The following is a 9,670-nucleotide window of genomic DNA, read 5'->3' on the forward strand; positions in this document are numbered from 1 at the left end:
TACCACCGCTTCAACTAACCACGCGCGAGTGACATGCGCGAGCTGCGGGCGAATCCGACAGCCGTAGCTCCAGTTATCCGTTTTGTCGTGAATACAGCGGCTGCGATTTCGCACGCTTGTCCGTTATGTCCTGTAGCGTCGCTGAGAGGTTGCTGATCAGTTCCTGTAAACAGTCCGAAACTAGTTGCGGGAGAGTGCTTCCATGCGTCTTCGTGCGCGTTTGATTGTGACTGTTGGCGCAGTCGTCTGTGCGTCACAGCTGGTAGTAAGTGGTGTGGCGTTCGCCGATCCGGTGCCCTCGTCGAGTTCAACGACCACTGCGCCGCCCCCTCGGGATCGCGGTTCTACACCGGTGTCGCCACCTGCACCACAAGCTACGCAGCCGTCTGAACCGCAGGTGGTTCCGGCGCCGAAAGAGCCGACCAGCTCAGCCGTTCCGTCGGTCCCTGAGTCGTCGGCACCGGAATCGTCGGCGCCGTCGTCGCCGAGGCCGTCGGCGTCTGCGGAGTGTTCTCGTGGCCGGTCCGGGGAGAGGTCGAATCGCAAGTGGTCGGCGACGGCAAATCCGAAGTCGACTGTGGTGCGGGGCAAAATGCGTTCAGATTGCGAGGAGGTTCCGAAGCCGTTTACGAAGGCTGACGCCGATAAGGCGGAAACGATGGAGGCCCGGCTCACGACGGCGCGGGTGGCTGCGGGGTGCCAGGTGTATTGGCCCGCACCGTATGAGGTGTGTGGGTTGATTCGCGATAAGTACAATCAACTGAGCGGCCCGAACAGCTTTCTGACATTTCCGAAGTCGAACGAGCTGACCAACCCTGACCGGGTGGGCAAGCGGTCAGAGTTTCTGGGCGGCAACATCTATTGGCATCCATCGGTGACGGCGAGACCGGTTGCCCATGACTTCCTTGCCAAATGGGGCGACCACGGTTACGAGAGTGGGTTTCTCAAGTATCCGACCACTGATGAGATTGTGATGCCCGGCGGTCGTCGACAGGAGTTCCAAGGCGGCACGATCTACTACTCACCGCAAGGTGGGGCGCACAACGTCCAGGGCAAGATTCGGGAGAAGTACCTGTCTCTCGGTGGTCCTGTTGGTTCGAATCTCGGGTATCCCATCAGCGATGAGCTGAACAACGGTTATCAATTCTACAACAAGTTCGAGAAAGGGACCATCTTCTGGTCGCCTGCGGGTACAGAAGTGGTCGAGAATCCGTTCGGATGGGCGAAATTTGCCGACGAGTATGAGGATTGCAATATCTACCAGCTCTCCGACTGCAAGCAAGAGGGCAAGATGACAGAGATCATTGCTGGCATGCAGGATTGCCAGTACAACGGCGACATTCCAGACAATTACCCGGTCTTGTCCATGTACCAATCGCCTAAGGGCTTTCCCAGCCCGATGCATCTCACATGTGCCCGGTACCGACATATCATCTACTCGGGACACCGCCCGGACAAGGACACCGAGAACTTCATCACCTGTCTCGTCCTGGTGTACACACGAGGTAATCCTTGGGACGGAGCACATGATCCGAACTTGGGCATTGCCTGGCAGAACGGCAAGGCGAACTCTCACCGCTGGGCGTATATCAGTTACCGGCCCGCAGCCGGAAATCAGGTGTGGTCTGCGTACACCGGAGGGGACGCGGGTGCCGATTGGGGTGGGTGCGCCAGGGGCTGGAACACCTAGCTTCGTCACGGTTAACCCGTAGTCGAGAGCCCGCCGTGGCGACATGCACAGTCGGCCACGGCGGGTTCGACGGGTTCGATCCCGGCGGGAGCATGTCGGCTGTTACCAGGCGACCTGCAGCGCGAGCTGTGCGATGCTGCTCTCGAGGTCTCTGCGTTGATGCCGGCCTGTGGTTGTCGTCCAGGTCCGACTCAGCTCGGCCACTGTCTGAATGGCTCGCTCATCCTCACTCGCGTGCGGAGGTGGTGCGTCGATGAGAGCCCATACTCGAGCGCCAATAACGGGGTGTACGAACCCGTCTCGGATTCGGCTGGCCATCACCTGGCTGTACACGCGGCGGGCTGCCTGGTGCAGATCGTTGTAGGCGCTACCGGCCAACTTCTGAATCAGGTTGGTCAGGACCTCAACCTGGTGGACTGCAGTCGATCCGTGACCTTCCAGGCGGGGCTCACCGGGCCGCCATTGTCGATACCCGGTGGCGGCAGCGAACACCGCCCCGGTTACCTCTGGCGGCACGAGTGGTGGTTGTCGCCACGCATCGGTGCGCAGGTATCGCCCGTACTCTAAGAAGGGGCCGCTGGCCGTCTCCCACGTGCCTTCATCGAGTGGCGCGACAGTTAGTCGTAGCGCGATATCATCGAACACGTCTCGGTCGACAGGGACGACGCGGCGCATCGCATCAGCCTCGACGGGCGATACATGCCCACGCACGAGCGCTTGAGTCAAAAAGAACGACTCGCGTTCAATATTCATTGATTCACCTGCGCACTAGACAAGGGGTCCGGCGGTCGACGCCGCCGGGCGCAGGAGCACCTATAACAGACGGTAGCAGCTCTGCGTCTCGTCGTGTACTGGCCACCGCGCGCTCTGAGCTAGTCAGTGCTCATGTGCGGTCTTTCCATCGTTCGTTTGCTGATTGTCGGGTCATGCCGGTGGCCGCGCCGATGTCGGCCCAGGAGCGGCCCAGGCGGCGGGCCTTGGCCACTGCGGCGTCGAGTTGTGCGTCGGCGTGTCTGCGGGCGGTGACGGCGGCCCGCAGCTCGTCGTCGACGTCGATCGGGTCGATATGTTCACGGCGCCACACTGCCCGTGCGGCTTCCTCGACCTCGGGTCGCTCGTCGGCGTGGACGTCGGTGTCGGGGGCGAACACGCGATGGCGTGCGAGGTCCTCCAGCGACGCTGAGGGCACCCGCGTCCACGGAAACGGATCGGTCCAGGTCGAGCCGTCGGAACTGTTCCAGCGGTCGCAATGGCAGCGCAGCAGCCAACCGACGATCTCCGCCGATGCCCGCAAACGATCCTCACCCTGACGCCGGCCGTGCTCAACGACCTCGTAGTGCACCCCGTCGACCATGGTCGACCCGCGGCTCTCGGCTCCGTCCTCGAAGAACGGCACCAGCGCCGCCTCATGCAGGTGCGTATCGGTCTCGTGCATCCAACCCATCCTGCTATTGCTCGGCCAGCAGGGTCTCGGCGGAGAGCTCGTCGAAGGCGTACCGGAGGCGACCGTAATCGCCGTTATCGGTCCATCCGCTCTCGACCGACGACCGTTCCTCCCACGATCGGCGCACCTCGACGACGGCATCCTCGGGCGACAGGCCCAGGTCCTCGGCGCAGTCGCGGACATCCGACTCGATGTCGGCCCGCTCCGCGAAGCCCGGCACCAGTCGCGACCGCACGAGCGCCTGCAGGTCACCGAGATCCTCTGCCCGCATGTGTCGGTCTCCTGTCTCCCGGTTCCACCGCCTCGGTGGTTCATTCGCTCGGCCGACGGCATCACGTCGCGTACTGTTTCGATCGTGCGATTCACCGACGAGCGGGCAGCTGTGGTCGCGGCGTCCCATCGCCTGGGCCGTGCCGGCATGACCCACGGCACCGGCGGCAACCTCTCCATGCGGCACGGCGACCACGTCGTGCTCACGCCGTCCGGATGCCGGCTGGCCGACGTCACCGCCGAGCAATTGGTCGTCGTCGATCTGGACGGGACCGTCGCCGACGACACCACCTTCCGGCCGACATCGGAGCTGCGCATCCATCTCGACGTCTACCGCCACACATCGGCATCGGCGGTCGCGCACGCCCATCCGGTCGCCTCGATCGCCGTCGCCAACATCCTCGACGAACTGCCGGTCGTGCATTACACCGCCGCACTCATCGGCGGCACCATCCGGGTCGCCCCGTACGCGGTGTTCGGGAGCAGGGAACTGGGCGATGCGGTCGCTGCCGCACTCACCGATCGGACCGCCGCGCTGATGCGCAACCACGGATCGGTCGCCTACGGCGACGACCCTGACATGGCCTGCGACAGAATCGAACTCGTCGACTGGCTCGCGGACCTCTATCTCCGGTCGGCGGCCGTCGCTCCGCCGGCCGTCCTGACCGACGATGACATCACCGAGGTCGTCGTCACCGCGCTGCAACGCCAGTACACACCGTTTCCCGGGAGGAACGTATGAGAGTCGCCACGTTCGGTGCGCACGTCCTCGATGTCCTCGCCCAGCCCGTCGACAAGATCCCCGGCGGCCAGGGTGCGGCGCTCGTGCAGAATATCCGCATGTCGGCGGCCGGTCCGGCCGGGGGCACCGCGATCACGCTGGCCAAGTTGGGCGTCGAGGTGTTCACGGTCGGCGCGATCGGCGCCGACGATCCCGGCGACCTCCTGACGACCATGCTGAACCGACACGGCGTCAACACCGATCACCTCGTGACCGTCGAGGCGCCGACGTCGATGAGCATGTTGCCCATCCGCAGCAACGGCGATCGTCCGGCTTTGCATCTGCCCGGCGCCAACCTCGCCTACCCGCTCGGTGACGCACCCCTGGAGTTGTTCACCGGGGTCGACCATCTCCACATCGGCGCGCCGGAGCTGCTCAACCCGCCCGAACTGGCTCCGCTCCTGGCCGACGTCCGCGCGGCCGGGACGACGATCTCCGCCGACATCCTCGCCGACGGCGATCCCGGACTGCTGGCCTGGATCGATCCCGTTCTGGCGCAACTGGATTACCTCCTGCCCAACGACGATCAGGTGCGCGGCTTCACCGGCGAGGGCGACCTGGTCGTCGCGTGCCGCCGACTCATCGACCGTGGCGTCGCGTGCGTCGCCGTGACCGCCGGCGCCGACGGCGCCCACGTCGTGACCGCCGACGACGCCGAACACGCTCCCGCACGCGCGGTTACCGTGGTCGACACCAGCGGATGCGGCGACTCCTTCTCCGCGGGCTTCATCGCGGCGCGGGGACACGACCACGGCCTGCGAGAGGCAGCGGAGATCGGTTGTGCGGTGGCGGGCATCGTGGCGACCGGACTCGGCAGCGACCACGGCGACTTCACCTGGTCGTCCGTCGCCGGCTGACCCCGAACGCCGAACCCGAACCCGGCCCCGGCCGGCGGCCCCACGTCCACCGATCGCATGACCCCCAGAAATCCGGGTCGACAACTCCCCCGATGACCGGGATGGGAAACCTGCTGCATCTGAGCGAGTCTCGTGGACATGACCACGACACCGGCCCCGCCGCTCACCCGTATCAATCCCTCGACCTGGAACGCCCCATTCCGCTTCGATCACGCGCAGTTCCGCCCGCCCCTCGGGAGATCCTCACCATCGCCGGCCAGGCCTCCGTCGACGACGGTCGCGTCCTGCACGACGGTGATCACGCCGCGCAACTCTCGTTGACCGTCCACCACATCGAGGAGATCCTGGCGCATGCCGGATGACCCCTCGCCGACGTGTTCTCGCTGGACGATCCACACAACCGACATCGCGGCGACACACGCCGCCGACAGCGCTCGTCGGGATCACCGCTCTCGCCCTGCCCGGTCTCGCCATCGAGATCACCGCCCAGGCCGGTCGCTGAACCGTTCGCCCGCTATCGCACCATCCGCACCGCGAGATCACCGTATGCCCGGCCCAGAGCCACCGGATCCCGGTGTGTACGCGACGGGAACCACCGGCACACGTCGACACACAACGACGACAGGGCGAGCACCGCGTCGTCGGCGTCGGCCACGGAGAACTCGCCGGAGTCGACACCTCCGCCGACGATGACCGCCAGCACCTCCGACGTTTCGCGACGGATGGCGGTGATCGTCCGGTAGTGCTCACGCGTGAGGCCGTGCAGCTCGTATTGCACGACCTTCGCCAACTCGTGGTGCTCGGCCTGCCACCGGGTGAACTCGGCGACGACGGTCCGGAGCCGCTCACCGGCCGGCGCCGTCTCGTCGTCGACCGATCGCAGCGCCGCCAGCACACCCTGATGGCCGTCGAGCGCGATGGCGAACAGCAGTTCTTCCTTCGACCGGTAGTGCGGGTACATCGCCGCCGCACTCATGTTCAGTCGTTTGGCGATCTGCCGCGTCGAGGTGCCGCCGTAGCCGACCTCGGCGAACGACGCGATGGCGGCCTGCCGGATCCGATCTGCCGCGGTCGAGTCACCCGTCCGCGTCCCCGCCATCGTGCACCTCCTCGTCGACGCGATCGGTCATTGACCGATCGCACTGTACGGTGCATCATAAGCGAGCGCTTAGAAATGAGCGAGCGCTCAGCTGACGAAGGAGTCCCATGGCCGCCCCACTCTCCCGACGCGATCTCGAGTTCCTGCTCTACGAGTGGCTCGACGTCGAGAAGCTGACCAGCCGCGAGCGCTTCGGCGAGCACTCCCGCGACACGTTCGACGCCGTCCTCGCACTCAGCGAGGACCTGGCGACCAAACGATTCGCACCGTTCAACAAGCTCGGCGACCAGAACGAACCGTATGTCGGCGACGACGGCACCGTCGTCCTGCCCGAGGAGATCGGGTCCGGGATCGCCGAGTTCGTGAAGGCCGGTCTCATGGCCGGGTCGTTCGACGACGACCTCGGCGGGATGCAACTGCCGACCGTCGTGAACCGTGCGGCGATGGCCTGGTTCCAGGCAGCCAACGCGGCCATGTCGTCGTACACCTTCCTCACTGTCGGCAATGCCAACCTCATCGCCGAGTACGGCACACCCGAGCAGATCGACACGTGGGTGCGACCGATGGTCGAGGGGCGATTCTTCGGCACGATGTGCCTGTCCGAACCGCAGGCGGGATCCTCGCTCGCCGACATCACCACCAAGGCCGAACCGATCGGCGACGGCACCTACCGCGTCACCGGCACCAAGATGTGGATCTCGGCCGGTGACCACGAACTGTCCGAGAACATCGTCCATCTCGTCCTCGCCAAGGCTCCCGGCGGCGGCCCCGGGGTCAAGGGCATCTCGCTGTTCATCGTGCCCAAGTATCTCGCCGACGGCACCCGCAACGACGTCGCGCTCGTCGGCCTGAACCACAAGATGGGCAACCGCGCGACGACCAACACCCTGCTGAACTTCGGCGACGGAACCCACTCTCCGGCAACCGAATCCGGAGCAGTCGCGTTCCTGGTGGGCGAAGAGCACCGCGGACTGTCCTACATGTTCAAGATGATGAACGAGGCACGCATCGGCGTGGGCTTCCTCGCCACATCGCTCGGCTACGCGGGGTACCTCGCATCTCTGGAGTACGCGAAGGTCCGCACCCAGGGCCGTCCGGTCGACCAGAAGGACCCGGGCGCCAAGCCGATCCCGATCATCGAACACACCGACGTCAAGCGAATGCTGCTCGCCCAGAAGTCCTATGTCGAAGGCGCTCTGGCGCTCGGCCTCTACTGCAGCAAGCTGGTCGACGAGCAGACCACCGCAACCGGCGACGACGAAGCCCGCGCCGGGCTCCTGCTCGATGTACTCACCCCGATCGCGAAGAGTTGGCCGTCGCAGTGGTGCCTGGAGGCCAACAGTCTCGCCATCCAGATCCACGGAGGTTACGGGTACACAAAGGAATTCGACGTCGAGCAGTATTACCGTGACAACCGTCTGAACCCCATCCATGAGGGCACCCATGGCATCCATGGACTCGATCTGCTCGGTCGTAAGGTCATCATGCAGGGCGGGGCCGGACTCGCCCTTCTCGCCGAGACCATCGGCGACACAGTGGAACGTGCGTCGGCCGAGGAGTCGACCGCGGGCCACGCCGCCGATCTCCGCGCCGCCGTGGATCAGCTGGTGGCTACCACGACCCAGGTCTGGTCGACCGGCGATCCCTCTGTCGCGCTGGCCAATTCGACAGCCTACCTCGAATCAGCCGGCCACATCGTGCTGGCGTGGATGTGGCTCGACCAGCTGCTGGCGGTCGGCGATCGGACGGGCGACTTCTACGACGGCAAGCGTGCCGCGACTCGCTACTTCTTCCGCTACGAACTCCCCAAGGCGCTCGCCGGCCTGACCCTGGTCGCTGCGCTCGACCGCACCACTCTCGACGCGGAGCCCGCCTGGTTCTGACCGTCCCACACGTTCACCCGCAACTACCCGACCCAGGAGTACCCCATGCCCGTGATGGATCTGTTCGACATGTCCGACAAGGTCGTCGTCGTGACCGGTGCATCGTCCGGTCTCGGCGTCGCCTTCGCCACGGCGTTCGCCGAGGCCGGTTCGGACATCGTGCTCGCCGCGCGCCGCGCCGACCGTCTCGCCGACACCGCCGCAGCGGTGGAGTCGTTGGGCCGCAAGGCCCTGTCGGTGCCCGCCGATGTCGCCGACCCGGATCAGTGCCAGGCCGTCATCGATGCAGCCATGGACACCTTCGGTCGGGTCGACGTGTTGATCAACAACGCCGGCGTCGGCACCGCGGTCCCCGCCACCCGCGAGACTCCCGAGCAGTTCCGTTCGGTGATCGACGTGAATCTCAACGGGTCCTACTGGATGGCTCAGGCCTGCGGACGTGTCATGCAACCCGGCAGCTCGGTGATCAACATCTCCAGCGTCCTGGGTCTCACGACCGCCGGACTCCCACAGGCGGCCTATGCGTCCAGCAAGGCCGGCGTCATCGGTCTGACGCGTGACCTCGCTCAGCAGTGGGGGTCACGCAAGGGCATTCGGGTGAATGCCATCGCGCCGGGATTCTTCGAGTCGGAGATGACCGACACCTATCACGACGGTTATCTCGAATCCCAGTTGCCGCGCGTGCTTCTCGGCCGCATGGGTCAGGGCGAAGAGCTCGCCGCGACCGCCATCTGGCTCGCATCGCCCGCGTCCGGGTACGTCACCGGTCAGACGATCGCCGTCGACGGCGGCGTGACCGTCACGTAGTCCTGTGGTGCGGTATGTGGCCATCGGTGACAGCTTCACCGAGGGTGTGGGCGACGAACCCGACGGCGTGAATCCCCGCGGCTGGGCCGATCTGGTCGCCGACGGTCTCGCAGTCGAACACGGCGATGTCGAGTACGCGAACCTCGCGATCCGCGGCCGGCTGCTCGAACCGATCGCGACGGAGCAGGTGGACGCGGCGTTGTCGATGGACCCGCTGCCGACATTGATGACGTTCAACGGTGGCGGCAACGACATGTTGCGCCCCGGCAGCGACCTGCCCGCCCTCATCGCACTGACGCGCACAGCGGTGCGCCGCTGTCGCGATGCCGGGGTCGACGTGGTCCTACTCGCCGGGGCGGATCCGTCGGCGGGCCTGCCATTCGGGTCGACGATCCGCGCTCGCGGCGAGTTCCTCACCTCCGAGATCTCAACGCTGGCGTCGGACGAGGGGTTGACCTTTGTCGACATGTTTCATGATGCCGAGATCCGGCGCCCGGTCTACTGGTCGGCGGATCGATTGCACCTCAACGCCATCGGCCACCGACGAGTGGCCGCACACGTTCTCCGGGCAGTCGGGGTCCATACCGTCGAGGTCCCCGACCGTCCGACGGAGTCGGTTCGTGGCGTGCGGATCGTCGAGGACATCCGGTTCGTCCGTGGGCATCTGACGCCATGGGTGATCCGTCGGATCCAGGGTCGTTCGTCGGGTGACGATCGGACGGCGAAGCACCCGGCGTGGGTGCGAGTCACCGACGTGCGCGCCTGATATACACCGCGGCTTAGTCGTTCGCGCTAGCCCTCGTGCTCCTCTCGTTCGTGTTCTGCTCGTTCGCGGTCTG

General features: G+C 65.6%; 11 protein-coding genes. 7 read left to right on the forward strand and 4 right to left on the reverse strand.

What is annotated here, in order from left to right:
- Nucleotides 1-658 precede the first annotated feature (658 nt).
- Nucleotides 659-1,690 carry an LGFP repeat-containing protein gene (locus tag QSJ19_RS26045; RefSeq protein WP_286323956.1) on the forward strand — a complete coding sequence of 344 codons (1,032 nt, stop codon included), beginning with the start codon at nt 659-661 and terminating at the stop codon, nt 1,688-1,690.
- 102 nt (nt 1,691-1,792) lie between these two features.
- Here QSJ19_RS26045 and QSJ19_RS26050 read toward each other — a convergent pair whose 3' ends face one another.
- The 3 genes from QSJ19_RS26050 to QSJ19_RS26060 form a co-directional block, all read right to left on the reverse strand.
- The gene (locus QSJ19_RS26050) at nt 1,793-2,443 is read right to left on the reverse strand and encodes a hypothetical protein (RefSeq protein WP_286323957.1); all 651 of its coding nucleotides are present in this window, start codon (nt 2,441-2,443) and stop codon (nt 1,793-1,795) included.
- A gap of 130 nt (nt 2,444-2,573) precedes the next feature.
- Nucleotides 2,574-3,134, reverse strand: coding sequence for a hypothetical protein (locus QSJ19_RS26055; RefSeq protein ID WP_286323958.1), 561 nt, complete (start codon nt 3,132-3,134; stop codon nt 2,574-2,576).
- Between the two features lie 4 nt (nt 3,135-3,138).
- A complete protein-coding gene (locus tag QSJ19_RS26060) occupies nt 3,139-3,405 on the reverse strand; it encodes a DUF6891 domain-containing protein (protein ID WP_286323959.1) in 267 nt (88 codons plus the stop codon).
- Nucleotides 3,406-3,489: 84 nt separating this feature from the next.
- Here QSJ19_RS26060 and QSJ19_RS26065 point away from each other — a divergent pair, with 84 nt between their 5' ends.
- The 3 genes from QSJ19_RS26065 (at nt 3,490) to QSJ19_RS26075 (ending at nt 5,404) form a co-directional block, all read left to right on the forward strand.
- The gene (locus tag QSJ19_RS26065; protein ID WP_286323960.1) at nt 3,490-4,146 is read left to right on the forward strand and encodes a class II aldolase/adducin family protein; all 657 of its coding nucleotides are present in this window, start codon (nt 3,490-3,492) and stop codon (nt 4,144-4,146) included.
- Nucleotides 4,143-5,042 carry a carbohydrate kinase family protein gene (locus tag QSJ19_RS26070; protein ID WP_286323961.1) on the forward strand — a complete coding sequence of 300 codons (900 nt, stop codon included), beginning with the start codon at nt 4,143-4,145 and terminating at the stop codon, nt 5,040-5,042. Before QSJ19_RS26065 ends, QSJ19_RS26070 begins: the two co-directional genes overlap by 4 nt.
- 92 nt (nt 5,043-5,134) lie before the next feature.
- Nucleotides 5,135-5,404: a RidA family protein gene (locus QSJ19_RS26075; RefSeq protein WP_286323962.1), complete on the forward strand. Its 270-nt coding sequence runs from the start codon at nt 5,135-5,137 to the stop codon at nt 5,402-5,404.
- Nucleotides 5,405-5,556: 152 nt separating this feature from the next.
- Here the strand turns inward: QSJ19_RS26075 and QSJ19_RS26080 are convergent, their stop codons facing one another.
- Nucleotides 5,557-6,141: a TetR/AcrR family transcriptional regulator gene (locus QSJ19_RS26080; protein WP_286323963.1), complete on the reverse strand. Its 585-nt coding sequence runs from the start codon at nt 6,139-6,141 to the stop codon at nt 5,557-5,559.
- 107 nt (nt 6,142-6,248) lie between these two features.
- On the opposite strand from QSJ19_RS26080, the gene QSJ19_RS26085 reads away from it, so the two are divergent.
- Genes QSJ19_RS26085 through QSJ19_RS26095 form a run of 3 tightly spaced genes read left to right on the forward strand, consistent with a single transcriptional unit; the run spans nt 6,249 to nt 9,597 of the window.
- Nucleotides 6,249-8,024, forward strand: coding sequence for an acyl-CoA dehydrogenase (locus QSJ19_RS26085; RefSeq protein WP_286323964.1), 1,776 nt, complete (start codon nt 6,249-6,251; stop codon nt 8,022-8,024).
- 45 nt (nt 8,025-8,069) lie between these two features.
- A complete protein-coding gene (locus QSJ19_RS26090) occupies nt 8,070-8,831 on the forward strand; it encodes an SDR family NAD(P)-dependent oxidoreductase (RefSeq protein ID WP_286323965.1) in 762 nt (253 codons plus the stop codon).
- 16 nt (nt 8,832-8,847) lie between these two features.
- Nucleotides 8,848-9,597: an SGNH/GDSL hydrolase family protein gene (locus QSJ19_RS26095; RefSeq protein WP_286323966.1), complete on the forward strand. Its 750-nt coding sequence runs from the start codon at nt 8,848-8,850 to the stop codon at nt 9,595-9,597.
- Nucleotides 9,598-9,670 lie beyond the last annotated feature (73 nt).

It is taken from the genome of Gordonia sp. ABSL11-1, from assembly GCF_030315685.1.
In the GTDB taxonomy this organism is placed as follows: Bacteria; Actinomycetota; Actinomycetes; order Mycobacteriales; family Mycobacteriaceae; genus Gordonia.